20 protein-coding genes and 1 pseudogene are annotated in these 25728 nt (G+C 73.1%); 10 read left to right on the forward strand and 11 right to left on the reverse strand.

From position 1 onward, the window contains the following. Position 1 precedes the first annotated feature (1 nt). Entirely contained in the window at positions 2–1195 is a 1194-nt protein-coding gene (locus DB32_RS00775) for a lactonase family protein (protein ID WP_169791283.1), read from the forward strand. Between the two features lie 55 nt (positions 1196–1250). After that, positions 1251–1742 (forward strand): FKBP-type peptidyl-prolyl cis-trans isomerase, encoded by a 492-nt coding sequence (locus DB32_RS00780; protein ID WP_205627014.1) that lies wholly within the window; start codon positions 1251–1253, stop codon positions 1740–1742. 165 nt (positions 1743–1907) lie between these two features. Here the strand turns inward: DB32_RS00780 and DB32_RS00785 are convergent, their stop codons facing one another. Together DB32_RS00785 and DB32_RS00790 are read right to left on the reverse strand one after the other, a co-directional pair. Continuing rightward, positions 1908–2315 carry a hypothetical protein gene (locus tag DB32_RS00785; protein WP_053230491.1) on the reverse strand — a complete coding sequence of 136 codons (408 nt, stop codon included), beginning with the start codon at positions 2313–2315 and terminating at the stop codon, positions 1908–1910. 211 nt (positions 2316–2526) lie between these two features. Then, a complete protein-coding gene (locus DB32_RS00790) occupies positions 2527–3441 on the reverse strand; it encodes a hypothetical protein (RefSeq protein ID WP_157068561.1) in 915 nt (304 codons plus the stop codon). Between the two features lie 90 nt (positions 3442–3531). Between DB32_RS00790 and DB32_RS00795 the strand changes: the two genes are divergently transcribed. Together DB32_RS00795 and DB32_RS00800 are read left to right on the forward strand one after the other, a co-directional pair. Further along, positions 3532–5559, forward strand: a complete 2028-nt coding sequence (locus DB32_RS00795) for a tetratricopeptide repeat protein (RefSeq protein ID WP_053230493.1) — start codon at positions 3532–3534, stop codon at positions 5557–5559. Between the two features lie 49 nt (positions 5560–5608). Beyond that, positions 5609–6322, forward strand: coding sequence for a C-type lectin domain-containing protein (locus DB32_RS00800; protein WP_053230494.1), 714 nt, complete (start codon positions 5609–5611; stop codon positions 6320–6322). Here the strand turns inward: DB32_RS00800 and DB32_RS50190 are convergent. Further along, positions 6301–6930 (reverse strand): CBS domain-containing protein, encoded by a 630-nt coding sequence (locus DB32_RS50190; RefSeq protein ID WP_420820934.1) that lies wholly within the window; start codon positions 6928–6930, stop codon positions 6301–6303. The genes DB32_RS00800 and DB32_RS50190 overlap by 22 nt on opposite strands. Continuing rightward, positions 6922–8171: pseudogene (locus tag DB32_RS50195) on the reverse strand (chloride channel protein); the annotation flags it as partial. The pseudogene DB32_RS50195 and the gene DB32_RS50190, both read right to left, overlap by 9 nt. 33 nt (positions 8172–8204) lie before the next feature. On the opposite strand from DB32_RS50195, the gene DB32_RS00815 reads away from it, so the two are divergent. Continuing rightward, positions 8205–9527 (forward strand): cation:proton antiporter, encoded by a 1323-nt coding sequence (locus DB32_RS00815; RefSeq protein WP_053230497.1) that lies wholly within the window; start codon positions 8205–8207, stop codon positions 9525–9527. Between the two features lie 16 nt (positions 9528–9543). On the opposite strand, the gene DB32_RS00820 is transcribed toward DB32_RS00815, so the two are convergent. The 3 genes from DB32_RS00820 to DB32_RS00830 form a co-directional block, all read right to left on the reverse strand. Beyond that, a complete protein-coding gene (locus tag DB32_RS00820; protein WP_053230498.1) occupies positions 9544–9984 on the reverse strand; it encodes a DoxX family protein in 441 nt (146 codons plus the stop codon). Positions 9985–10152: 168 nt separating this feature from the next. After that, entirely contained in the window at positions 10153–11376 is a 1224-nt protein-coding gene (locus DB32_RS00825; protein ID WP_053230499.1) for a pectin acetylesterase-family hydrolase, read from the reverse strand. A 63-nt stretch (positions 11377–11439) separates the two neighbouring features. Beyond that, positions 11440–11853: a BON domain-containing protein gene (locus DB32_RS00830; RefSeq protein ID WP_053230500.1), complete on the reverse strand. Its 414-nt coding sequence runs from the start codon at positions 11851–11853 to the stop codon at positions 11440–11442. A gap of 314 nt (positions 11854–12167) precedes the next feature. Between DB32_RS00830 and DB32_RS00840 the strand changes: the two genes are divergently transcribed. Further along, positions 12168–12566 carry a DUF1622 domain-containing protein gene (locus DB32_RS00840; RefSeq protein WP_053230502.1) on the forward strand — a complete coding sequence of 133 codons (399 nt, stop codon included), beginning with the start codon at positions 12168–12170 and terminating at the stop codon, positions 12564–12566. Here the strand turns inward: DB32_RS00840 and DB32_RS00845 are convergent. The 3 genes from DB32_RS00845 to DB32_RS44880 all read right to left on the reverse strand — a co-directional run bounded on the left by DB32_RS00845 (position 12535) and on the right by DB32_RS44880 (position 18387). After that, positions 12535–14034, reverse strand: a complete 1500-nt coding sequence (locus DB32_RS00845) for a right-handed parallel beta-helix repeat-containing protein (protein ID WP_053230503.1) — start codon at positions 14032–14034, stop codon at positions 12535–12537. The two genes, DB32_RS00840 and DB32_RS00845, sit on opposite strands and share 32 nt — an antisense overlap. A 203-nt stretch (positions 14035–14237) precedes the next feature. Then, entirely contained in the window at positions 14238–15734 is a 1497-nt protein-coding gene (locus DB32_RS00850; RefSeq protein ID WP_075097783.1) for a sensor histidine kinase, read from the reverse strand. Positions 15735–15861: 127 nt separating this feature from the next. Further along, positions 15862–18387, reverse strand: coding sequence for a mechanosensitive ion channel domain-containing protein (locus DB32_RS44880; RefSeq protein WP_157068562.1), 2526 nt, complete (start codon positions 18385–18387; stop codon positions 15862–15864). A 56-nt stretch (positions 18388–18443) separates the two neighbouring features. Here DB32_RS44880 and DB32_RS00860 point away from each other — a divergent pair, with 56 nt between their 5' ends. The 3 genes from DB32_RS00860 (at position 18444) to DB32_RS00870 (ending at position 21697) form a co-directional block, all read left to right on the forward strand. Beyond that, the gene (locus DB32_RS00860; protein ID WP_075097420.1) at positions 18444–20132 is read left to right on the forward strand and encodes an alpha/beta fold hydrolase; all 1689 of its coding nucleotides are present in this window, start codon (positions 18444–18446) and stop codon (positions 20130–20132) included. A 69-nt stretch (positions 20133–20201) separates the two neighbouring features. After that, entirely contained in the window at positions 20202–20948 is a 747-nt protein-coding gene (locus tag DB32_RS00865) for a methyltransferase family protein (protein ID WP_053230506.1), read from the forward strand. Beyond that, positions 20945–21697, forward strand: a complete 753-nt coding sequence (locus DB32_RS00870; RefSeq protein ID WP_053230507.1) for an alpha/beta fold hydrolase — start codon at positions 20945–20947, stop codon at positions 21695–21697. The genes DB32_RS00865 and DB32_RS00870 overlap by 4 nt, the downstream gene beginning before the upstream one ends. On the opposite strand, the gene DB32_RS00875 is transcribed toward DB32_RS00870, so the two are convergent. Next, positions 21698–22090: a hypothetical protein gene (locus DB32_RS00875; protein ID WP_053230508.1), complete on the reverse strand. Its 393-nt coding sequence runs from the start codon at positions 22088–22090 to the stop codon at positions 21698–21700. Between the two features lie 77 nt (positions 22091–22167). Here DB32_RS00875 and DB32_RS00880 point away from each other — a divergent pair, with 77 nt between their 5' ends. Next, positions 22168–25725: a DUF4962 domain-containing protein gene (locus DB32_RS00880; protein ID WP_053230509.1), complete on the forward strand. Its 3558-nt coding sequence runs from the start codon at positions 22168–22170 to the stop codon at positions 25723–25725. Positions 25726–25728: the final 3 nt, after the last annotated feature.

Here is a 25728-nt window from a genome sequence, read left to right on the forward strand (position 1 = left end):
CGTGTTGGGGCCGCTGCTCGCCGCGCTCATGTGCGCGGCGTGCGGCGGAGACGACGACGCGAGCGATCCACGCGACGCGAGCACCCCGGGCATCGACGCGAGCGACGCGCCGGAGATCGACGCGGACGTGCGCGAGGACGCTGCGTCGCCGAGCGACGCGGGCACACCGGACGGGGGTGGCCCGATGCGTGAGACGTTCGTCTACGTCGGGCTGACGAGCGGCGATCTCGTCGTGTACGCGCTCGACGCGTCGAGCGGCGCGCTCACCGAGCGCAGCCGCACGCGCACCGGCGACTTCCCGTCGTTCCTCGCGCCGTCGCCCGACGGACGATTCCTCTACGTCGTGCACGAGGGCGCGGCCGAGCTCGCGGCGCTCGAGGTCACGCCCGGCACCGGCGCGGTGCGCGTCATCGATCGCGCGGCCACCGAGGGCGGCGGTCCGACCCACGTCGCGGTGAGCCCCGACGGGCGATTCGTCGCCGCTGCGAACTACGGCGGCGGCTCGGTCCCGATCTTCCCGATCGAAGCGGGCGGGATGATCGGCGATCGCCTCGACCTCGAGCGTCCCGGCGGGCAGGCCCACCAGGTCGTGTTCGATGCGGGCGGCACGCATCTGTATGCCGTGAGCAAAGAAGATGCGCTGGTCGCGCAGTACGCGGTGTCCGCGAGCGGTCTCGCGCCGCTCACGCCGCCGAGCCGCGCGATGCGCCCCGGCGCGGGCTCGCGTCACCTCGCGCTCTCGCCCGACGAGCGCTTCGCGTACGTGATCCACGAGCTCGACTCGACGATCACGGTGCACGCGCGCGCCGCCGACGCGACGCTCGGGCCCGAGCTCCAGCGCATCTCGACGCGCGAAGAGGGCGCGAGCGGCGGGAACACGACCGCGGAGATCCTGGTGCACCCGAGCGGGCGCTTCCTCTACGGCTCGAACCGCGGCGACGACGACGTGGTGCGCTTCCGCATCGGGAGCGACGGCCTCCTCGCGCTCGAGGGACACGAGAGCACGCGCGGTCGCACGCCGCGCAGCATGACGCTCACGCCCGACGCGCGACTGCTGATCGTCGCGAACCAGGACTCGCGCGACGTGCAGGTGTTCGCCGTGGACCCGACGAGCGGCGCGCTCACCCATCGCATGGGCATCACGGCCGACGCGAACGCGTGGTACGTGGGCGCGTTCGCGATCCCGACGGAGTGATCGACAGACTCGATCGGCTCGCTACCATCCGCGCTCTTCGGAGGAGAATCGCACCGTGAGCATCGTGGCCGACGGCAAGGTGGTGAGCATCGACTACGTCCTTCGCGACGAGAGCGGCAAGGAGCTCGATCGCTCGAGCGAGAGCGCGCCGCTCGTGTACCTGCACGGTGCGCGCGGGATCGTGCCCGGCCTCGAGGAGGCGCTCGCGGGCAAGTCGGTGGGCGATCGCGTCGAGGCGCGCGTTCCGCCCGACAAGGGCTACGGACCGAAGCGCAACGTGAAGCCGCAGGAGGTCCTGCGCTCGCGCTTCCCCGCGGAGGCGAACGTCGTGAAGGGCGCGCAGTTCGTCGCGGAAGGGCCGAACGGGCGCCCGATGCCGATCTGGGTGACGAAGGTGCAGGGCCGCACGATCTACGTGACCTCGGAGCACCCGCTCGCCGGGGTCACGCTCGTGTTCGACGTGACGATCCGCGACGTGCGCGACGCGACCGAGGAAGAGAAGGCGCACGGTCACGCGCACGGGCCGGGCGGCCACCACGATCACTGAGTCTCTGCCGGAGTGCTCGTCCCGCCGGTCCCGGACGGGAGCGCGCGAACCGCGCGGAGGGTAGGGCCCGGCGGGCGAGCCGATTTTCGACCTGAGAGAACGAAGGACGCGGCGCGGCTCCCTTCGCGGCGCGTCCTTCCTTCGATCAGATCAGATCAGATCAGATCAGATGAGATCGCCGGCGTCGACGTCGTCGACCGGCGCGCCCGCGTCGGGCGTCGGATCGGGATCGGGCACCTCGCAGCAGCCCTCGGCGTCGCAGCCGGGACGCGGGAAGCAGCCGTCGCGATCGTTGCCCTGGCCGCTGTTGCCGTCGTAGAGGCAGTCGACCTTTCCGCTGTGCGGATCGTCGATGTTGTCGCCGGGAATCCCGGTCGGGCTGTTGTGGCCGCCGCGTCCGTGCCCCGAGCCGCGCTCGGGCGGGATCATCGTTCCGGGGTCGGGCACGCACTCCTCGCCCGTCAGCGCACTGCGGTACACCGGCGGCGATGGCTCGGTCGAGCACGCGATCAGCGTGATGACCGGCGCGAGCACGAGCATCGCTCCGAAGACCGTCTCGATTCGAATCCTCACGAGTCCACCTCCCACCCGAAAGGGCGTGGCTCGCAGTGCACGCCGTGCGCCGTGCTCGAATTGCTGCGTTTGCGTCGAAGCGTCGGAGTCGGCGCAGCGCGCGCTCCGCGCGCGGAGCACGGAGCGCTCGCCGGGGAGCTCGGACCTCGGCGAGAACGTGAGAATCGTCGGAGCGGTAGGTGCCAGTCGCGATTGGCACGCTCGGAGGAGGTCAGTCGCTACACACGACGTCGGTCTCGCCCGAGGTGAACGTGAGGATCGGCGACCCGTCCACGAAGATGCGGTTCACGTCGCCGGGCGGCAGCGAGGGCAGCGCGCACGTGCGCGTGTTCTCGATGCACACCGGCGGGCAGATGCCGTCACAACCGCCGACGTAGCGACCCGCGGTGACGTGTAGATCGCTGCCCGGCGGGAGATCGGTGGTGAGGCGCGTCATGACGCGGACCTCGCACGTGCTCTCGCGATCGCACGTGCCGCACTCCTCGGTCAGATCGAGCTCGTCGTGCGACGTGCCGCCGATGCCGCGGCGCACGCAGGCGCGCGAGGGGCGCATCGCGCGTCCCTCGAAGACCCCGGGGCCGCGCGTGCACGCGTCGTCCTCCGCGAAGTCGATGCATCCGCCGGGCGGCAACGGCAGCTCTTCGTCGACCACGGGCAGCCGCATCGCGGGCGCGCCGTTCACCTCGACGAGCCACTCGCCCGGCGGCAGCGCGGGGATCTCGCACTGCGCGATCGGCGTGTTGCACGCGTCGCAGTCGCACGGGTCGGGGCAGAGCGCGGTGACGAGGCGCAGCGTCTGGCTGTCGCGCGTCACGTCGACCACCGCGCACTCCGTCTGCGCGCAGCACCCGCACGTGTCGAACGCGAGCGGCAGCGTGAAGTCGCGCCCGGCCGGCACGGCGAACGACTCGAGGCACGCGAAGTCGGCGCGCGTCGGCGCGCACGTCAGGCCCGCGTCGCGCACCTGCCCGGCGTCCACCGGGATCGACGCGTCGGGCACGATCGGCGTGGTCCGCGCGTCTTGGCCTCCACCGTCGCGCGGCAACGGCCCGTCGGCTCCGTGGCCGAGATAACAGCCGGAGAGGACCGCGCTCGAGATCGCGAGCAGTGGCACGGATTGCGACAATCGGAGCATCGCGCCGCGACGGAGCAGATCGCGTGCCCGTGCGGGGCCCCCGGCGCGGAGGATCCCCGGGTCGCGGTACGCTCTCCGCTCATGACCTCGCTTCGTGCCGTCTTCTGCTCGCTCCTCTTGATCGTCCCACTCTCCTCGATGCGCTCGGTCGCGAGCGCGCAGGAGTGCTCGCACGCGTGCCCACGCCGCGAGCGCGACGCGCGCGGATGCTGCCTCTCGCCCGAGGATCGGATGGCCGCGCGTTGTGTGCCCGCGCAGCCGGCGCAGTGCGTCGTCGCCGGGCTCGCGTTCGAGCGCGGCGAGGGCGTGACCACCGACGTCGCGCGCGCAGGCGCGCTCTATCGACGCGCGTGCGCGACGCGTCACGCCGAGGGCTGTCGTCGTCTCGGCGCGATGACGCGCACCGGCGTCGGCGTGACGCGCGACTCCGATCAAGCGCTGATCTTGTTCCGCACCGCGTGCGATCAGGGCGACGCCGAGGCGTGCTTCCAGCACGCCGAGATGCACGAGCAGGGCGAGGGCACGCCCGTCGACACGACGCGCGCCCGAGAGCGCTACGACCGCTCGTGTCAGCTCGGCTTCGCGCAGGCGTGCTGGCGCGTCGCGACGTTGATCAACGACAGCGCCGCGCCCGAGGACGCGACGCTCGCGACGTCGCTGCTCGATCGCAGCTGTCGCGCCGGCATCGCCGAGGCGTGTCGCACGCTCGCGGAGCGCTACGTGAGCGGGCGCGGCGTCGCCGCGGACACCACGCAGGCGCTGCGGCTCTTCGAGAGCGGATGCGCGGGCGACGACGTGCTCTCGTGCGAGCGGCTCAGCGTGATCTTGCGCGACGGAGGCATCGCCGCGGCGGAGCAGCGCCGCACCGAGCGACTGCTCGAGCGAGCGTGTCGCTCGGGCCGTGGCCCGGCGTGCAACGAGCTCGGGCTGATCTTCGAGGAGCAGGGCGGTCGGGTCGCGGCGCGCGCCGCGGAATTCTATCGGCTCGCGTGCGAGGACGGAGAGCCGATCGGCTGCGGGAACCTGGGGCGCGCGTACCAGGAGGGCATCGGCGTCGCGGTCGACCTCGAGGCCGGCGTGCGCTTGTTCCGCCAGGGATGCGACGGCGGCGAGCCCGGCTCGTGCGTGTCGCTCGGGCTCGCGACGGAAGACGGACGCGGCATCACGCGCGACGTCGCGGCGGCGGCGCGGCTCTATCGTCAGGCGTGCGATCAGGCGGACTCGCTGGGCTGCATCCACCTCGGGCGACTGCTCGACGAAGGGCGCGGCGTGACCCGTGATCTCGCGGAGTCGCTGCGCCTCTTCCGCCGCGCGTGCGAGCAGCAGGACGATCTCTACGGCTGCGCGAACCTCGGGCTCATGTACGAGCGCGGTCGTGGTGTGCCCGCGGATCCCGCGCGCGCCGCCGCGCTCTACACGCAGGCGTGCGACGGCGGTGAGCTGCTCGGGTGCGCGAGCCTCGGCGCGATGATCGAGCAGGGCCTGGGCGCGCCGGCCGATCCCGCGCGCGCGGTCGTGCTCTACACGCAAGCGTGCGACGGCGGCGAGCTCTACGGGTGCACGCGCCTCGGCCTCGCGTTCCGCGCGGGCACCGGCGTCGCGCAGGACGACGGGCGCGCGCTCGAGCTGGTCACGCGCGCGTGCGACGGCGGCGAGCTGCGCGGGTGCAACGCGCTCGGCTACTTCCTCGAGCGCGGGCTCGGCATCGCGGCGGACGCGGCGCGCGCCGGAGAGCTCTACTCGCGCGCGTGCGAGGGCGGCATCCCGAACGGGTGCACGAGCCTCGGCACGCTCGCGATCAGCCGCGATCCCGGGGCGGCGGCGGCGCTCTTCCAGCGCGCGTGCGACGCCGGGCACATGCTCGCGTGCAGCAACCTCGGCTCGCTCCACGAGCTCGGGAGCGGCGTGCCGCGCGACGTGCGCCGCGCCGTCGAGCTGTGGGGACGCGCCTGCGAGGGACGCGAGCCGCGCGGCTGCTTCAACCTCGGGCGCGCCTACGAGAGCGGCCTGATCGGCGGCACTGCGTCCGCCTCGCGCGCGCGACCGCACTACCAGCGCGCGTGCACCGCGGGGTACGCCGAGGCGTGCGAGCGCCTCGGAGCGCGCTGACGGGGCACCTCCCGACGTCGGACGCTTGACACGGCTGTATCCTCCGCGCGTGCGATCGCTTGCGCGCGAAAGCATTCTGTTCTTCTCCGCCCTGACTGCTGCGGTCGGCTGCGGTCGCCTCGGGTACGACCCGCAGGCGCTCGATGGCTTCGACGCGGCGGTCGAGGACGCGGCGCGACCGGGCGACTCGGCGAGCCACGGCGAGCTCGACGCGGCCTTCGTGCTCGACGCGACCGAGCCTCACGTCCTCGACGCGGCGCCCGCCGAAGACGCGACGCCCCCGATCGATGCGACGCCGTCGATCGAGCCCGACGCGGGGCGCGACGCCGGCCCTCGTCCCGACGGCGGGCCCGCACCGCCGGGGTGCTTCGCGGCGTGGCACCTCGGGCGCCGCTATCTCTCGTGCGAGGACGCGCGGTCGCGCAACGACGCCTCGATGCGCTGCGCCGATCTCGGCATGCGCCTCGTGCGCATCGACGACGCGGCGGAGCAGGACTTCGTCGCGGGCGTGCGCGCGGCGGATCGCGTGTGGATCGGCGCGACCGACGAGGTGCGCGAGGGCGACTGGACCTGGAACGACGGCACGCTCTTCTTCCGCGACACGACGGCCGGCGGCCAGCCGATCGGCGATGCCTACGTGCGCTGGGGCGCGGCGGAGCCCAACGGCGCGCGCCGCGAGAACTGCGCGATGATCGTGGCGAGCTCGGTGTGGATCGACGAGGACTGCACGATGGCGGTCCCCTACGTCTGCGAAGCGCTGTGATCCCGACGCGGCACCGGCGGTAGGGCCTCGAGCGTCAGGCGATCCGTCGAGCTCGATGCGCCGCCGTGCTCGCCCTCGGCGCGCATCTGGGCGCGCATGACGTCGCTCATCGCCAGCATGCCGACGAGCCGGTGGGTCCCGCGCTCGAGCACCGGGAGCTGCCGCACTCCGAGCCGCGTCATGCGCGTCACGGCGCGCAGGAGCGTCTCGTCGGCCACGCAGTAGTCGCGGTGCTTCGCGATGTCGCGCACTGGTCGCGCGTCCTCCTTCTCCGCGAGCGATCGCTGCAGCCGCGCCTCGCTGAGCAGACCGACGAAGCGTCCGTCGTCGTCGAGCACCGGGTACGTCCCGTGCCCGTGGCGCGCGGTGATCTGCGCTGCGTCGCGCGCGCTCGTGCCCGCGGGGATCGTGACGATGTCGCGGGTCATCGCGCCCGACACGACGAGCGACGCGAGGGAGCCGCGCGACGTCGCTCCGTGCGGGAGCTTGATCCCGTCCTGCGCGAGCAGCGCTTCGTAGATCGGCGTCGGACGGAACCGGCGCGCGATCAGGTACGCGACGCTGTTCGAGATCATCAGCGGCAGCACCAGCCCGTAGCCGTGCGTCATCTCGAAGATGATCAGCACCGACGTGATCGGCGCGCGGATCAGCCCCGCGAACAGGGCGCCCATGCCGACCAGCGCGAACGACGTGAGCTCCTGCGAGGGGACGTGACCGAGCGCGAGCACGTCGAGGCTCCCGACGAGCCCACCGAGCATCGCGCCGACGAAGAGCGAGGGCGCGAAGATGCCGCCCGCGCCGCCGCTCGAGTACGACGAGACGGTCGCGGCGATCTTGAGCACGACCAGGATCGCGAGCGCGTGCAGCGGGAGCGCGCCCGCGAGCGCGCGCGAGAGCGTCGCGTAGCCGCCGCCCGCGACGCCGCTCTCCGAGACCGCGAGCATCGCGACCACGACGAGCGCGCCGGTCAGCAGCCCGCCGATCGCAGGCTTCAGCGGCGCGGGGACACGCGCGCGCTTCGCGCGCTCGCGCTCGAGCAGCAGCAGATCCCCGAACACGATCGCGACGAGCCCCGCGCCGACCCCGAGCAACGCATAGAACGGGAGCGACGACGCGTGGTGCAGCCCGGCAGCCAGCGGTGCGTGCAGCACCGGGCTCTCTCCGAGCATCGAGTGCTCGACCACCGCGGCGAGCGCCGCAGCGACGACCACGCCCGAGAGCACGGTCTGATCGAGCGTCCCGACGACCTCTTCGATGGTGAACGTCACCGCGGCGATCGGCGCGTTGAACGCCGCCGCGATCCCGCGGCCGAGCCCACCGGGATCAGGTTGCGCAGGTTCGCCGGCGAGAGCGCGAGCCAGCGCCCGAGGCTCGCGGCGATCCCCGCGCAGATCTGGACGGTGGGCCCCTCGCGGCCGAGCGATGCCCCGGTGCCGATCTGGATCGTGCACACGAAGAGCTTGCCGATCGCGTCGCGCAGTCGGACGCCCTTGCCCGAGTCGATCGAGTACGCGGCCTTCACCTGGGGCACGCCGCTGCCGGCCGCGCTCGGCACGACGTAGTGCAGCAGCAGCCCCGCGATCAGCCCGCCGATCGCCGGGGTGATCGCGACCGCGACCCACCACCACGCGGTCGTCGCGCGGCTGCGCAGCACACGCTCGATGAGGAGCTCCTGCGCGAGCTGGATCGCCTCGTGGAACGCGACCGCCGCGAGACCGCACATCGCGCCGATCGCGATCGTGAGCGCGAACACGCGCTGCGGCTCGCTCGGCGCGAAGCGCAGGGTCGTCGCGACCACGCGCTCGCGGGCGCGATCCAAGAATCGTTGGAGCTCAAACGATTCGTCCATCGTCGAAGCGCGATACTCGTGTACGGTCGGGAAATGCGAACGTTCGTGCACGCCCTGCTCGCCGTCGCGGTGTGCGGCCTGATGGAGGCCGCAAGACGCACCGCAGCGCCCGGCGATCCGCGCGCGAGCGGCTCCGCGATCCTGCTCGGAGTGGGGTTCGTCCTGATCGTCTCGTGGGCGCTGAGCCGCATCGTCGAGCAGCTTCGCCTGCCCAAGCTGACGGGCTACATGGCGGCCGGGATCACGGCGGGGCCCTTCGTGCTCGGGTACCTCGACCACGAGGTCGTGCGCGGGCTGAGCCAGGTGAACGGCGTCGCGGTGGCGCTGATCGCGCTCACCGCGGGCAGCGAGATCAACGTGCGCGCGATGCGCTCGCTGATGCGCTCGATCGGCTGGATCAGCTTCGTCGCGGTGATCGGCACCGCGGTGGTGCTCTCGTTGGTCGCGTATGCGATCAGCCCCGAGCTCCCGTTCTTCGAGGGCGTGCCGGAGCACGAGCGGATGGCGCTCGCGGCGGTCATCGGCATCGTCGTCGCGTCGGGCTCGCCGGCGGTCGTGGTCGCGATCCGCGCCGAGACGCGCGCCGACGGGCCGACCGCGCGCACGGTCCTGGGCGTCGTGGTGATCGCGGATCTCATCGTGATCCTGCTCTTCGCGATCGCGTCGTCGGTCGCGCGCGCGATCGCGCTCGGCGACGCGGACCAGGACACGACGCTGCGCGCGCTCGCGTGGGAGCTCTTCGGCTCGATGACGATCGGCCTCGTCACCGGCGTGCTGCTCGCGGTCGGCATGCGTCTGCTCAAGCGCAGCGGCGGCGCGGGCATGTTCGCGATGACGACGTGCCTCGTCGCGGCCGAGGTCGGCCGCCGGATCCACCTCGATCCGCTGCTCCTGATGCTCACCGCGGGGATGTTCGTGGAGAACGTCGCGGGCGAGGGCGAGGAGCTGCGGCACACCTACGAGGACGCGTCGCTGCCGGTGTTCGTCCTCTTCTTCACCGTCGTCGGCGCGTCGATCCGGCTCGACGTGCTGCCGGTGGTGGTCGTGCCCGCGGCGATCCTCGTCGGCGTGCGCGCGGCCGGCCTGCTCGGCGGCACGCGCATCGCGGCGCGCCTCGCCGATGCGCCCACCGCGGTCGAGAAGTGGGCCGGGTTCGGGCTCCTCCCGCAGGCCGGGCTCGCGAACGCGCTCGCGATCCTCGTCGCGCGCACGTTCCCGGGCTACGGCGACGGAATGAGCGCGCTGCTGCTCGGCATCGTCGCGCTCAACGCGGTGCTCACGCCCGCGCTGTTCCGGCTCGCGCTCGTGCGGAGCGGCGAGGCCTTCCCCGACGAGCCCGAGCCGGCGCTCGCGTGACGACGCGCGCTTCGGGTCAGAAGAGCGCCGCGTCGAGCGAGTACGAGCCCGGCCCGATCAGCGCGAACATCACGCAGATCACCGCGAGGTTGATCGTGTACTCGGCGCCCGGCGGATCGTTGGTGATCAGGTAGCCCGCGCCGCGATGCCCGAGCACGCCCGCGACCACCATCGTGAAGAACAGCACGACGCACGCGCCGCGCGTCATCAGGCCCGCAGCGAGCAGCGCGCCGCCGACCAGCTCCGAGAGCATCGCGATCCGCGCCTGCAGCGGCGCGAACGGCACGCCGAGGCTCGCGAGCCAGCTCGCGAACTGCTCCATGTTGCCCTTGCCGACGACGCCGAGCTTTCCGAGCGCGTGGACGACGAAGCACACACCGATGAACACGCGCCCCACGAGGAGCGCGGTGTCGACCATCCATGGCGAAGTTTCGGTGAACAGGTCGCCGATCTGCATAGTGCCTCCAGCGCGGCACGTGCGTCGTGATCGTGCCGTGCAGCGCGACATCAGCAACGCTCGTGCCCCGTGTGATCCCGCGCAGATCCTCCGAAAAATACGGGAAACACGGCGCGCCACGCGCGCCGTCCGGAGCGACGCGCGTTCTGCTCCGCGCGGATCGGCGCGCTATTCGCTCGGGAGCTCCCCGCGCTGCGCGACGAGATCGCGCCATCGCTCGGCGTCGCCGTCGACCATCGCGCCGACCCAGTCCGCGAGGACGACGTCCTCCACCGACACGTCGTGCATGCTCATGATCTCGATGCGCGAGAGCTGGCTGAGGCCGCCCTCGGGGAGCTCGACCGATCCGAGATCGCGACCGACGATGCCGGTCACGTCGCCGAGCAGCGCAGTGTGCGCGCGGCCGTCGTAGAGGAAGCGTCGATAGCGATCGGGGTGCGCCTCGTGGAGCGCGCCGGTCTCCTCTTCGATCGCCGCGCTGAACGCGGCGGGCGTCGACATCAGGAAGACCTCGCTGATCACGAAGTCGTACCAGGACGAGATCGCCGCGACGTGCAGGTTCGGATCGCGATCGAGCAGATAGCGGACGAGCCCGATGATGTGGCCGTCGCTCGTGCACTCGGCGCAGTCGGGAGGGAGGAAGTCGCGCGCACCGAACTCGTCGATCAGCGTGTCGAGGAACGCGGTGTCTCCGGCGCGCGCGACGCCGAGCCCGGCGTCGTCGATCACGAAGATCGGCACGTCGGGATACACGTAGCGCACGAGGAACGCGGCGAGGATCGTCCCGTACCCGCCGCCCGAGCTGCCCGCGAGCACGACGCGACGCGGCGACGGGAAGCGCTGGTGGCCCATCGTGAGCGCGGCCGAGAGGTTCGCGAGGCCGTGGTGGAAGCGATCGGGCGCGCCGTCTCCGTCCTCGTCGATCTCGTTGTCGCCGGCGAACAGCGATCCATCGCAGTACGGCACGTAGAGCACGTCCCATCCGGCGAGCGGATTGCGCTCTTCGTCGCGCAGCAGATCGGTGCCCGGGATGCCCGCGGGCGCGGTGGTGACCGCGAGACAGAACGCGCTCCAGCACGCGCCGCCGCCCTGGAGGAAGATCAGCAGATCCTCGCTCTCGGTCTCGCGCACCGACGCGCGGAACTCGCGCCCGCGCATGCACATCGGGCCGTCGGCGGGATCGAACGTGAAGGTCGTCGAGTCTCCGTCGCTCGTCGTCTCGACCGGACGCGCGGTGCCGAGGTGGCGCGTGAGGCCGCGGTCGTACGCGATGCGCTCGGGCGTGCCTTCGTCCGGCACGTACGCGACGTAGAGCGGTGGCTGCTCGGCCTCGCACGCGCCGAGCGCGAGCCCGGCGAGCGCGACGAGGATCGGAACCGAAGTCGTGCGCACGGTCGATCTCCTGCGTGAAGACCCCGCGACGATACACGCGTTCGCGCGGGGCCCGCAGGAGGCTCACCAATCGCGAGGGCGACGCCCGACGCCGCTCCACTCGAGCCCGGTGCGGAACGAGCTGAGGCGCGAGGGATACGCGGGCTCGGTCATCACCGGCTCGCGCAGCGGCTCGTCGTGCGCGCGGGGCGCGACGGGAGGACGACCGGGCACGAGGCCGCGCACCCGCACGCGCGTGAGCACGTCCTCCACGCCGAGCACCGACCACGCGAGGTCTTCGGCGTGCCAGCGCTGCTCGCGCGTGTCGACCTCGCCCTCGAGGAGCACCTCGCCTCCGCGCACGTGCACCTCGAGCTCCGAGGCGTCGATCCACGGGTCCATCGCGAGCCGCGTGCAGACCTCGTCGTGGATGCGCTCGTCGGAGCGGCGGAACCCGCGCGGTCCCGAGGGATGTCGTCGTCCGAGACCGAACCTCATGGCGAAAGGCCTCCTCTCGCGCTCGGTGCGAGCAATCGCGAGGCCGTCGCGAGGCGTGGTCCATCGCGACAGTCGAGTACGCTCGCGGGGATGCTGTGCTGTGCGTTCTGCGGGAGCGAGATGATCTACGTGCACGGTCACGCGGCGTGCGGGCGCGGCGAGTGCCCGATGCGCGGCGTGAACCAAGCCGAGTGCTGCAGCGGCGAGCAGGGCTGCGTGCCCACCAGCGCGATCGCGCGCGCCCCGCAGCGCGATCGGCGCGACGCGCCGCACGAGGAACGACGTGGCGCGCCGGGTGCACCGGAAGCGCGCGCATGCACGAGGGACCCGTCTTCGCGATCGTGAGCCGCGCGATCGAGGTCGCGGGCGTCGCGATCATCGTGGTGGGGATCGTGATCGCGTGCGCGCAGTTCGCGCAGCACGTCGTGGCGCATCGCCCCGACGCGTACGGCGAGCTCCGGCGCGCGCTCGGTCGCTCCCTCCTGCTCGGCCTCGAGCTGCTGGTCGCCGCCGACATCGTCTCGACGGTCGCGCTCGAGCCGACGTTCGAGAGCCTCGGCGTGCTCGCGATCCTCGTCGTGATCCGGACGTTCTTGAGCTGGGCGCTGGAGCTCGAGACCGAAGGTCGGTGGCCGTGGCAGCGGCGCGGCCGCGCCGAGCAGCACAGCGCGCCGGGATGGGTCAGCGCCGGCGACGCCGCAGCGCGATCGTGATCGCGAGCGCGACGAGCGCGAGCGCCGCCGGGCCACCGTCGCCGCGCGCGACACGACAGCCGCAGCCGCTGCTCGAGGGCGTCTCGCTGGTCGATCCATCGCCGCGCGTCGTGCTGGCGTCGACGGCCGTGCCCGCGTCGATCTCCGGCGCGTCGTCGTCGTGCTCGTAGGCGCCGGCCGAGGGCGGCATCGCGCGCGCGCGGCCGTCGAGATCGAGCGCGAAGCCCATGTCGCGCACGTCGCGTCCGGCGCCGCGCGCCGGCGAGCCCGCCTCGAGGTGGAAGTCGTCCTCGCCGGTGACGCCCGCTTCCGCGATCGACGCCACGAACACGTTGTCGTCGATCTCGATCCCGACGTCGCCGCCCGCCGCGATCGACGTCGCGTCACCGCCGATGACGAAGTTGTTCCACGCCACGGAATTCTCGATCCCGCCGCCGAACACCTGGATCGCGTCCTCGCCGAACCCGCTGATCGTGTTGTGCACGAAGCGATGGCTCGCGCGCTCCACGAGACCGCGGAGGTTCACGTAGACGCCGTTCGCGCCGAAGCGCGCGATCACGTTGTCCGCGATCGTCGTGTCGCCGGTGTCGAGCACGATGATCCCCTGCGCGGGCCCGTCGCTCAGCACGTTGCGCCGCACGTCGCACGTCGAGTACGCGCCGAGCTGCAGGCCCTGCTGCTGGAACATCTCGCCCGCGGATCCGACGCGCCGGATCACGTTGTCGTGCACGCTGCATCCGCTGCGCGCGAAGCCGACCTGCGCGCCGTCCCACTCGGTGTCCTCGACGAGCACGTGGTCGATCTCGACGCCCTCGAGGAAGTGCGCCGGGATCGTCACCGAGGTTCCGTCGCAGTCGCGCACGTAGCCCGAGGTCTGCGTGCTTCCGACGTAGAAACCCTCGCCGCCGGTGTCGTGCACCCAGAGGTGGTGCAGATGGACGTCGCGCATGACGAAGTCGTCCCAGAAGGGTCGATCGGCGCAGGCGGGATCGGTCTTGGCCATGACGCCGGCGAACCCGGTGTCGTGCACCTCCATGTGATCGATCTCGACGTCGCTCGCGCGGCCCTGGATCCACACGCCGACGCCCGCGTAGGGCTCGCGATCGGGCGCGCTCACGTCGAAGCCGTGCTCGATCTCGGGATCGCCGGTGCCGGTCACGCGCACGAAGCGCGATGCGCCCTCGACGACCAGCGCATAGGCGCGATCGGCGTTGCGGATGACGACGCGACCTCCGCAGTTGATCACGGTGATGGGCGCTTCCGCGCTGCCGACGAAGCGCGAGAGCCGCAGGAACGGACGCTCGCCCGCCGCGACGCACACCCGATCTCCGGGCCCGATCCCGAGCGCCTCGCCGTCGGCGGTGGTCACGTCGAGCGCGAGCGTGTGATCGCAGTCGCACTCCTGGGCGCGAGCAGATGGAGCGAGGAGCGAGAGCGCGACGACGAGGAAGGCGAGACGGCACGTCATCGCCCGAGAGTACGACGGGTCGGAGACTGCCGAAAAACCGGCTCGCCCGCCGTTCCCTACCGTCCGCGCGCGTCGCGCGCTCCCGTCCGGGACCTGCGGGACGAGCACTCCGGCAAAGAATCGGCTCGCCCGCCGTTCCCTACCGTCCGCGCGCGTCGCGCGCTCCCGTCCGGGACCTGCGCTACGAGCACTCCGGCGAGGGCTCACTCCTCCGCCGGCATCCACAGCGCGACGCGCGCCCCGCCCGCCGCTCCGCGCCCCGCTTCGATCCGCCCGCCGCTCGCGTCGAGCACGCGACGCACCACCGCGAGCCCCATGCCGGTCCCGGTCGCGCGCGTCGTGAGGAACGGCTCGCACAGCCGCCGCATCACCTCGTCGGTGAAGCCCGGCCCTTCGTCCTCGACCACCACCGCGCGCTCCCGCTCGCGCGACTCGAACGACACGCGCACCCGCCCGCGCGCGGGCGACGACTGCGCCGCGTTGCGGAGCACGTTGTTCACCGCGAGCTGCAGGAGGTCTTCGTCGACGAGCGCGATCATCGGGCGCTCGGGGGCGCTGACCTCGAGCGTCACCGCGTCGAGCTCGTTGCGGCGCGCGAGCAGGCCGACCGCCGCCTCGACGAGCGACTCGAGCGCGACCGCGCGCGGGCGCGGCACCAACGGGCGACCGAGCGTCAGGAGATCTTCGACCATTCGCTCGAGGCGCGCCGCCTCCTCGCTCACGACGCGCAACATCTCGTGGCGCCCGACCGCGTCGAGATCCGGGCGCTGCAGCAGCGACACCGCGTTGCGCAGCGCGGCGACGGGGTTCCGCACCTCGTGCGCCATCACCGCGGCGGCCTCGCCCAGCGCGGCGAGCCGCTCGCGCTCCACGCGCTCCACGCGGAGCCGCACGTTCTCGACCGCGCGCGCGACGAGCTCCGCGAAGAGCTCGATCGACACCGCGAGCAGCGGTGTGAGGAGCTCGCCGGTGACCACCAGCGCGCCGTACGGCCGGCCGTCGACGAAGAGCGGCGCTTGCACCATGCGCTCCGACGGCAGCCGCGCGGCGAGATCGCTCGCGACGGGCTCGGGGTACGCGTCGCGCACGAGGCGCACGCCGTTCTGGAAGAACGCGGCACGCCGCTCGGAGAACGCGGGGTTGAACGCCTCGAGGATCGTGCGCGGCGGGCGCGCGCGCTCGAACGCGCGCCGTCCGGGGCCGCTCCCCGGCGAGCGCGTCGGCCCGTAGCGCAGCAGCGGATCGCCCTCGTCGATCAAGAGCACCGTCGAGGTGAGCCCGCGCTCCGAGAGCGCCTCCGCGGCGCGCTCGAGCACGTCGTGCTCGGTCGCGCAGGTGCCGAGCGATCCCGCGGCACGCGCGAGCACGTCGGTCGACTCGCGGCCGAAGGCCTCGGGCTCGGCGTCGAAGAACACGACGAGCCGCGCGGCGGGCACGCACAGCCTCCGCCACACGACGCGCACCGCGTGCTCGCGGCCACCGACGTCGCGCAGCCGGCACCAGAGGTGCCCGGCCGGCTGCGGGGTGCGCGACTGCTCGTGCGCGCGCTCGACCACGCTGCGATCGGGCCCGGCGACGCGCTCGAGGATCAACGACTCGATCGAGCGACCCACCACCTCGTGCGCCTCGACGCCGAGCATCGTGAGGTACGCCTCGTTCACCGCCGCGCATGCGGAGCCGCAGGTGACGAGGGCGGGCATCGGCAGGACGTCGACCACGTCCTGCGCGCGAAACGTTCGATCTTGCGGCTCGCTCAAACGTTCGATCGCGCGCGCACGAAGGCGGTCCCTTCGTCCGGTCGGCTCCCGATCACGAGAGTGCCACGGATCAGGCCTTCTTCGCGACGAAACCCTCGGGCAGGCTCTTCACGTGGAGGTCGCGCTGGGGGAACGGGATCTCGATCCCGGCCTCGGTGAGCGCGTCGTGCACGCGCAGGCCGACCTCGCTGCGGATGCGCCCCGCCTCGCCGAAGTCGCTCGTCCAGAACTGCAGCGCGAAGTCGAGCGAGCTCTCGCCGAACGCGACGAACGACGCGCTCGGCGGGACTCCGTCCTTCGTGACCTCGGCGTGCTCCTGCGCGACGCGCCGCAGGATCTCGAGGACGCGATGGGGATCGGTGCCGTACGCGACGCCGACCCTCACCTCGACGCGGCGCTTCCGATCCGAGAGCGTCCAGTTCACGACCTCGCGGCTGATGAGCTTCTCGTTCGGCACGATCACCTCGGCGCCGTCGGGCGCGCGCACGGTGCTCGAGCGCAGACCGATGCGCGAGACGGTGCCGACCAGCGGGCTGATCTCGATGAAGTCGCCGATGCGCACCGGCCGCTCGAGCATGAGGATCAGGCCCGCGAAGAAGTTCGCGACGATGTTCTGCAGACCGAAGCCGATGCCGACGCCGAGCGCGCCGGCGACGAGCGCGATCTGGCTCGCGTCGATCCCCAGCGCCGCGAGCGCGAGGAGCAGGCCGCCGCCGTAGATCACGTAGCGCGTGATGCCCGAGATCGCGCCGTCGACGCCGGGCTCGAGCCTCATGCGCGGCAGCACGTCGATCTCGAGCAGGAAGCGGATGCAGCGCGCGGCATAGTGCGTGACCACGACGATCCCGATCGCCGCGACGATCGCCCCGAGCGAGAGGTGCAGGTTGCCGACGTCCCACTGGTTCTCGAGGGTCTCGGCCGCCCACTTCCAGAGCGACGCGCCCACGCCGTAGCCGTCGAGCGTCCCGAAGGCCCAGAGCACGAACGCGGCGAACGAGAGCGCGCCGAGCACGCGCCGGTGGATGAGCGTGCCGTGCTCGCGGAACGCGTGCGAGAGCCGCCCCGCGTCGCTGCGGATCGCGAGATCGAGCAGCGCCTGCGCGACCACCACCGCGGCGACGAGCGTGAGCCCGGTGTAGACGCTGAACCCGGTGCCGACGCCGATCATCTCGGCGAGGAAGAAATAGCCGAGCGCGTTCGCGACGAGCCCGAGCGCGAGCATGATCGCGGCGGTCACCGCGACGCCGCGCAGCACCGCGGTGAGGCGATCGTTCTGTTTCGTGCGCTGCGCCCAGAGCGCGAGCGCGGCGATCGCGATCACGCACTCGAGGAGCAGCACGAGGCGCCGCAGCTCGGTCCCCTCGGGCATCGTCGACTCGATCCGGTTCACGAACAGGAACCCGACGAGGAAGTAGAGGATCGGGCGCACGTGCGGCGGTGCGAGCGGGGGCAGCACGCGCGCGAGCGGCACGAGCAGCAGGAAGAACACGACGTCGTAGAGCGCGACCGGCGCGTGGCGCACCAGCGCGGGCGTCGCGAGCAGCGTGACGAGCAGCGCGGTCGAGAACGGCCGCGCGACGATCGCGCGCGCGATCGCGAGCGTCTCGTCGCCCTCGGGCCAGGCGCGGCTGCGCCGCTGGATGATCAGCACGAGCCCCGCGAGCAGCGCGAACACGAAGAGCTGACGCACCACGCCGGGCGCGAGCGCGGCCGCGAGCTCCTCGGGCGACTCGTTGCTCGACAGGAAGCTCTCGCGCGCCTGGGCCGCGAGCGAGCGCTCCTCGCCCGACGTCGCCGCGCCGCGCAGGCCCTGCCAGAGCGGCGGCGCGTCGCGCACGAAGAGCCGATCGCGATAGGCCGCGCTCGCGGCGCGCAGCTGCTCGGTCACGTCCTCGACGACGATCGCGAGCTCGGAGACGCGATCCTGCAGGCCGAGCACGAGCTCGCGCTGCTGATCGAGCTCGGTCGCGGCGCCGCGCGACTGCTCGAGCGACGTGACGATCCGCTCGTGGCGTCCTTCGGGGCGCCCCGCGGCCTCCGACGCACGACGCAGCGTCGCCCACTGGCGGCGCAGCTCCACGAGCTCGCCGCGCGCCTGCTCGAGCTCGCCCGCGCGCTCGACGAGCGTCGACTGCCACTCCTCGAGCATCGTGCCGTAGCGACGCCACTCCTGGCGCAGGTCGGCGAGCTCGCGCTGCGAGAGCTGCGAGATGCGCGCGAGCCGCGACGGATGTCCGAGCCGCTCGAGATCGGCCTCGGTGCGCGGCAGGCGACGCTGGATGTCGGTGATCGAGTCGGTCGCGCGCAGCAGCGGGCGCGCGGCCTGGAGCGCGGTGCGAGTGCGCGTCGCGAGCTCGCCGAGGTGCGCGCCGCGCAGCACCTCGCGCGCTTCTTCCGCGGGATCGGGGCGATCGGCCTCGGGCTCGTCCGCTGCGATCGCGGGATCGTCGGGAGGCGCTTCGCTCGGGCCGGCGGTGCCCGCATCGGCGACCTCCGGGACGCCGGCGTCCTGCGCGACCACGCGCGCCGCGGACATCGAGAGGACGAGCGCGAGCAGCGTGATGCCGCGCGACGAGATGACCGTGTGTGCTCCCATGCGGATTCCGAGCTGGCGCGCGAGCATAGCGCGCGTGAGACGTCCACCGCTGGAACGTGGGCGCGCGTGCGTCGCTGTCGGTCCATGCCGCGTGCCTCGGCGCGGGCGCGCGTGTCAGCATCCCGGCGCGGCTGCGCATGAGCTTCCGGTTCGGAGGGCACGAGCTCGACCTCGATCGTCGCGAGCTGCGTCGCGACGGCGCGGTCGTGCACGTCGAGCCGAAGGTGCTGGAGCTGCTGGCGTACCTCGTGGCCCATCGTGATCGTGCGGTCGCGAAGCGCGAGCTGCTCGACGCGCTGTGGCCCGACGTCGTCGTCACCGAGGGCTCCCTGCAGCGCACCGTGAGCCTCGCGCGCGCCGCGGTCGGCGACACGAACGGCGACGTCATCCGCACGCTGCCGCGCTTCGGCTATCGCTTCGTCGCGACGATCGACGCGCGCAGCACGCCTCCGCCCGAGACCGCGCGCGAGACCGCGAGGAGCACGGTGCGCTGGTCGCGCGCCGGCGACGTGCACGTCGCGTGGCAGGCGCTCGAGCCCGCGCCCGGCGCGGCCCGCGACGTCGACGTCGTCGTCGTGAACGGCTGGTGCCTGCCGATGAGCGCGTGCCTCGAGCATCCGCGCCTCGCGGCGAGCTTCGCGGCGATGACGCGCTCGGCGCGCGTGATCCTCTTCGACAAGCGAGGCGTGGGGCTCTCGGATCGCGTGCGCTGCGCGACGCTCGACGAGCGCATGCAGGACCTGCTCTGCGTGCTCGACGCCGCGGGCTCTCGTCGCGCGGTCGTGCTCGGCCTGTCGGAGGGCGCGCCGATCGCGATCCTCCTCGCGGCGACGCACCCCGAGCGCGTCGCCGGGCTCGTGCTCGTCGGTGCGTTCGCGCGCTTCACCGCGTCGAGCGATCACCCCGCGGGATGGAGCGCGCAGCGGCTGCGCGCGCTGCGCGAGTACGTCGCGAGCGGGTGGGGCGCGGGCGTGACCGCGCGTCAGATCTTCGCGCCCGAGCACGCCACGGGCGACGACGTGCGCGCGTGGAGCGAGAGCGCGGAGCGGCTCGGCGCGAGCCCGGGCGCGGCGCTCGACCTGCTCGCGATGAACGAGGCGATCGACGCCCGCGGCGTGCTCGGGTGGGTGCACGTGCCGACCACGGTGCTGCACCAGACCGACGATCGTGTGATCGACGCCGCGAACGGGCGCGCCCTCGCGCGCGCGATCCCCGGCGCGACGCTCATCGAGGTGCCCGGCGAAGATCACGCGTTCGCGCACCACGCGACCGATCGCCTGCTCGCCGCGATCGACGACGCGGTGAGGCGCGCGCCGGCGCCGGCGGCGCGGCGCTTCCTCGCGACGGTGGTGCACGCGCGGGTGCCCGCCGATCTGCGCGCGCTCGCACGGGCCTCGCTCGCGGCGCTCGCGCCGCGCGTCGCCGCGCGCGACGACGACGACGAGGTGTGGGCGTGCTTCGAGGCCGCGGGCACGGCGCTGCGCGCGGCGGCGGCGCTCCACGCCACGTGCGCCGCGCGCGGGGTGACGATCGCGTGCGGGATCGACGCGAGCGAGATCGAGCAGGAGGGCACGATCGCGCGCGGACCGGCCCGCGACCGCGCTGCGGTGATCGCGCGCGCTGCTGCCGAGGGCACGACGCGCTGCACCGCGCTCGTCGGCGCGCTGGTGCACGACGCCGCGGTCACGTTCGTCGCGATCGACGGCGGCGACGAGCGCCTCGTGTGCGCGCGCGGCGAAACCTAAGGACGGGCGAAGAGCTCCATCAGGACCTCGCGGCCTGCCGGGCGAAGGCTGCGCGCTCGGAGGTCCGACATGGAGATCACGTCCGAGCTCGCACCGGAGCGCGACCGCCGCTTCGGTGCCGCGCTCTTCGCGCTCGCGTCCTACGGCGCATTCTCGATCTGTTTCACCGCGTCGCTCGTGTTCCTCGCGGGGTGGCGCGCGATGCCGCCCACCGCCGCGCTGCCGGCGATCGTCGCCGACGTCGTGCTGCTGCTCGTCTTCGGGCTGCAGCACAGCGTGATGGCGCGGCCCGCGTTCAAGCGCGCGTGGACGCGCATCGTCCCGCCGCGCAGCGAGCGCAGCGTGTACGTGCTCGCGTCGTCGATCGCGCTCGGCGCGCTCGTCGTGCTGTGGCAGCCGATCGACGTGATGGTGTGGGATCTGCGCGGCGCGCCGCGCGTGGTGATGCACGTCGCCTTCGCGCTCGCGTCGCTGCTGGTGCTCGCGTCGTCGTTCGCGCTCGATCACTTCGAGCTCTTCGGGCTGCGCCAGGCGCTCGCGCCGCTCGGCTGGATGCGCCCCTCGCGCGACGAATTCGTGGAGCGCGGCGCGTATCGGTGGGTGCGCCATCCGCTGCAGGCGAGCCTGCTCCTCGTCTCGTGGGTCACGCCGTCGATGAGCTTGGACCACTTGGTCTATGCCATCGGGATGACCGCGTACGTCGTGATCGGCACCGCGCTCGAGGAGCGCGACCTCGTGCGCGCGCTCGGCGATCGCTATCGCGCGTACCAGGCGCGCGTCGGGCGGTTCTTCCCGCGGATCGGAGGTGGAGCGTGACGCGCGAGCTGGTCGTGATGTGCGGGGACGTCGCGCTGCGCGCCCGCGTGATCGGCGCGCGCGACGTGCGCAGCACCGTCGTGCTCCTGCACGGCCTCGGTGACGCGAGCCCGACGTGGTGGGAGTGCGGCCTCGCGCAGCGGCTCGCGGCGCATCATCGCGTCGTCGCGCTCGACGCACGCGGCCACGGCGGGAGCACCCGCCCGCGCGATCCGCGCGCGTACGGCGCGGACCTGCTCGTGCAGGACGTCCTCGCGACGCTCGACGCGCTGGAGATCGAGCGCGCGCACGTCGTCGGCTACTCGCTCGGCGGGCGCACCGCGCTCGAGCTCGCCGCGCGCGCGCCCGAGCGCGTCGCGTCGCTGGGGATCGGCGGCGCGCACCCGTTCGCCCAGGACATGCGCGCGATCCGTCACGTCGTGGAGCGCGGCGGCGACGCGTGGCTCGCGGTGATCGCGGCGCGCGCGGGCGCGCTCGATCCGACGTGCGCGGCGCGCTTGCGCGCGAACGACGGCGCCGTGCTCTCCGCCGCGGCGCGGGATCGCGAGGACGTCTCCACCGCGGTCGCGCGATGGCGCGGGCCCGCGCTGGTGTGGGTCGGCGAGCACGATCCCATGCGCGCCGACGTCGAGCGCGGCGCGGGCGTGATCGACGCGCGCGTGGTGATCGCGGCGGGCGCCGAGCACTTCGGTGCGTCACGCGCGCCCGACGCGCTCGACGCGGTGGTCACGTTCCTCGCGGGCGCGTGATCACTTGCGATCGGTCGGGCGCGCGACGCCCTTCCACGTCGCGCGCGTGATCGTCATCCCCGCCCAGAGCAGCGCGATCGCGACCGGCGCGAGCATGATCGAGACGCAGGGCCCGCCGTAGTACGCGCCCATCGCGAAGATCGCGACCGCGCCGGTCACCACGCCCGCCACGACGAGGAAGTGCCCGGCGACGCGCGCCACGAACCGACCGGGCGGCGCCTTCGACGCCGAGACCATCGCGATCCCGATCCCGATGCCGAGCGGCCCGAGGATCGCGAAGGGCTCGTACGCCGCGGGCACGCCCATGCCGGGCACCCCCGCGTCGAGCCCGAGGATCGTCAGCGGGACCGACGCGACGAGGAGGACGAGCCCGACGATCACGCGTGCGATCACGAGCGCGAGTCTACGCCGTCGAGACGCGCGCAACGAGCGTAAGCGACGCTCCCTCGCGGTGTCGGTACATCGGCCTCATGGGCCTCGTCCGCACCTGCGCCTGCGTCGTCGTGATGTTCGTCGTCGCGGCGAGCGCGCAGGCCCAGGACCGGCCGCGCGTGCTCCTCTCGCGCGACGAGCTGCCGCGCGTGCGCGACGCGCTCGAGGGTGATCTCGCGCCGGTCGCGACCGCGATCACCCGCGGCATCGACGCGGCGTACGAAGGCTCGTTCCCGCGCACGCCCGACGCGAGCTGGGAGTACTTCAGCGATCCGCGCGCGATCGGCGACTCCCTCTTCGCGTTCGCGTTCGCCGCGCTGGTGTGGGGCGACGACGGCGACGAGCGAGCACGCCGCGCGGTGGAGCTCGCGCGCGCGTACCTCGTCGGGATCTGCGGCTACGGCGACTGGGTGTTCGCGTCCCGCCAGGACGGCCCCGCGCCCGACCTCTACTCCGCGCACTTCCTGATGGACGTCGCGGTCGCGTACGACTGGCTCCACGCGCGCCTGTCCGACGCCGAGCGCGCGACGTGCCGCACCGCGATCGCGCGCGAGGGCCGCAAGATGTACGAGGCCGCGATCGGCGGCGCGTGGTGGGTCGAGGACCGCATCCAGAACCACCACTGGATCAACCACGCGGGGCTCGGCATCGCGGCGATCGCGATGCACGGCGAGATCGACGCCGACACCGCGGCGTGGCGTCGCGCGGCGGACTCGGCGCTCGCGAACGCGCAGCGCGCGATGGACCTCGTCGAAGGCGGCGCGTGGCACGAAGGATGTGGCTACGCGAGCTACGGGCTCGAGGCGCTCGTGATCCACGGCGTCGCATCGCGTCGCGCCGACGGCACCGACTACGCCGACGCCGCGCTGCTACGCGATCTTCCGTCGATGCGCGCGATGACGATGCCGCCCGCGCTGGCGCATCGCCGCGAGTTCCCGCTGTGGGGCGACTTCTCGGGCTTCACGAACGACTCGACGATCGCGCTCGCGGCGCACCGCATGCGCTTCGGCGGCGATCGCCTCGCGGCGTGGTACGCGCGCCGCTTCCTCGAGGGCGGCGGCGGTGGGCGCACCGGGATCACGACCTGGCCGCCCTCGCAGCGCGGTCCGATCATGGCGGCGATCCTCTGGGACGCGTCGATCGCGCCCGAGGCGCCGCGCGCGCTCGATCACTTCGCAGCGGACCTCTCGCTCTTCACGACGCGCAGCGGATGGGACGAGGACGACGCCGTCGTGGTGCTCAAGAACGGGCCCTTCGGCGGGCACGGCAACTTCGCGCGCGTGCGCGACGGCGGCGAGGCCGAGGGCACGATCAACTACGGGCACGATCACGCCGACGACCTCGGCGTGCAGATGTTCGGCGACGGCGAGTGGCTCACGGTGCCCGTGCCCGGCTACTGGATCGGACGCGCGAACGGTGACCCCGAGGCGAACCGCACGCGCTTCGCGAGCTCGATCCTGATCGACGGGCTCGGCCAGCTCGGCGAGGGCGTGCGCCGCGGGAGCTCGGCCGCCGACGACGCGCGCGCGTGGTTCTGGGATCGCATCGGCACGATCCCGTCGCACGGCGGCACCGCGCACCACGCGTTCGCGCGCGCCGACGGCACCGCGCTCTATCCCGCGTCGCGCGGCATGGAGCTCGTCGAGCGCGTGCTGGTGCACGCCGATCGCGAGGTCGTGCTGGTGCGCGATCGCGTGCGCTCGAGCGTGTCGCACCGCTACGAGGTCGTGTGGCACGCGATCGACGCCGCGGCGCGCGACGGATCCTGGCTGCGCCTCGAAGCGAAGAACGGCCGCGCGCTCGGCGTGCGCGTGCTCGCGCCGGCGTCGTTCGAGACCACGACCGAGGTCCAGACCGCGCGCAACGTGCAGCGCTTCGACGCGGACGGGCAGCTCACCGCGGTGATGGTGCGCCCCGCGAGCGACGCGAGCGCGCACACGTTCCTGCACGCGCTGGTGCCGGTGCGCACCGCGGCGTGGTCGTCGCGCCCGACGATCGACACGATCGACGGCGATCGCGGCGCGCGCTTCGGCGACACGCGCGTGGTGTTCGAGAGCGCCGACCGCATCGAGCACGACGGCGTCGCGGCGGTCGTGGGCCCGGCGCGCGCCGCGATCCTCGCGGGCAGCTCGCTCGTCGTCGACGGCATCGCGCGCATCGAGGTGCTCGACGGTGCGCCCGCGAGCGTCGAGGTCGAGACGCGCGCGGGCGCGATCGATCTCAGCGGCGATCGCGCGACGGTCCGGGTGTACGCGCCCGACGCGACGCGGGTCACGCGCGAGGGCGTCGAGGTCGCGCACGAGCGCGACGGAGATCACGTGGTGGTCGGCGCCGGCGCCGAGCCGGAGGAGGACGGGGGCATGCAGAACGACGGCGGGATCGCGCAGGAGAGCGACGGCGGAGTGGGCGCGGACGCGGGCGCTCCGACGACACCGGGCCGCGAGTCGCTCGGCGGCGGCTGCGCGTGCGGCGTCGCGGGCGCGCCGGCATCGCGCGGCGGCGTCGCGATGGCGGCGCTCGGCGTGCTCGCGATGTGCGTCGCGTCGCGGCGGAAGTGGGCGCTCGCGGCCGTCGCCGCGCTCGCGATCGGCTGCGCCGGCGGCGACGGAGACGAGCCGCGCGAGCGCCTCGACGGAGGTGCGACGACGCGCGACGCGAGCGCGATCGACGCACGCGGCGACGACGACGACGATGCGTCGGTCGCGGTCGACACCGACGCAGGCAGCGACGACGAGCGCGACGCCGGCGACGTCGATCCCGGCGACGCCGCGACGAGCGACGACGTCGACTGCTTCGGCACGCGCAACATCTATCCGACGATCGCCGGCGGTCGCGAGTGGTGCCTTCCGTCGGATCCGACGCGCCCGAGCGGCGCGTGGGATCCCCACGACGACGCGGTCGGCGCGGGCAGCGAGCCCGGCACGCTGCTGAGCGACGGATCGCCGCGCCACAGCGTGACGTCGCTCGAGGGCGACGCGTGGTGGCGCAACGTCGAGATGACCGTCTACCTGCGCTGGCTCGAGGGCGACGCGGGCGAGGAGTTCACGTTCTACGCGCGCGGCGAGCGCCACAGCGACGGCATGGTCTCGATGTCGGAGATCAACGAGGGCGTCGAGGCACCGCCCGGCACCGTGACGTGGCCGGGCTATCCGTTCTCGCGCGCGGTGCCGCAGCCGTGCCTCGGCAGCGCGTACAAGGGCAGCCTCGCGGTCGACGGCAGCGCGTTCTTCAAGAAGGAGATCAGCCACACCGGCGGCTACACGAACGCCGCGGGCGAGGAGACGGTGTTCGCCGACGGCCTGCCGCGAGGCGAGTGGGTCGGCTTCAAATTCGTGCTGCAGAACGACGGCGACGGCGTGCACATGGAGATCTGGGTCGACCGCGAGGCCGACGGGCACTGGGAGCGCGCGACCTTCCACGACGATCGCGGCGGCTGGAACGGCGATCCCCAAGAGGACGGCTGCGACGCGGCGCCGCTCTCGTACGAGCGCGATCAGATCGTCGACTGGGCGGGCCCGATCGCGGTGTTGCGCGCGGACCTGCAGCGCTTCGAGCTGCGCGCGTTCACGGTGCGCGAGATCGCCCCGCTGCGGTGAGCT

Source organism: Sandaracinus amylolyticus, from assembly GCF_000737325.1.
Taxonomy (GTDB): Bacteria; Myxococcota_A; Polyangia; order Polyangiales; family Sandaracinaceae; genus Sandaracinus; species Sandaracinus amylolyticus.